1 pseudogene is annotated in these 544 nt (G+C 64.2%); it reads left to right on the top strand.

Features of this window, described 5'->3' with window-relative positions:
• Positions 1–544, top strand: a pseudogene (locus AC5RTB_RS16575) (hypothetical protein); the annotation flags it as partial.

Genomic DNA, 544 nt, shown 5'->3' with positions numbered 1-544 from the left:
ACAACGGAACCCTGAGCTACTACCCAGGCAAGCCCACCGGCGGATTCAACCCACCCGTTCAGATCGGCTCCTCCGGCTGGCAGGACTTCAGCCTCGCAGTCGGACCATGGGTCAAAGGCCAGGGCATCACAATAGTCGGCGCACGCTCCGACGGAGACCTCTACTACTGGCCCCACACCTCAACCCACCGACTCGGCAGCGCCGTCAAGATCGGCTCCGGCTTCACCGACATGCCCATCGTCATGGCAGACCAGAACCTCGACGGACGCATGGACCTACTCTCCCGCGACGCCAACAACAACCTCCTGCGCTACACCGGAAGCGGCACCGGAACCATCCTCTCCGGCTCACGCACGATCATCGGTAAGGGCTGGGGCGCTGTCGACACCGTCAACGCCGTCGACGGATTCAACGGCACCACCAGCCGCGGAATCATCGGCCGCAACACCACCGGAACCCTCACCTACTACCCCTTCACCACCAACGGCTTCGGAACCGCCACCACCATCGGCACCGGCTGGACCACCTACACCCTCGCCGGAAC

It is taken from the genome of Arthrobacter sp. M71 S08 (assembly GCF_059089725.1).
The sequence above is the reverse complement of the archived record's forward strand: the minus strand, read 5'-3'. Positions and strand labels throughout refer to the sequence as shown.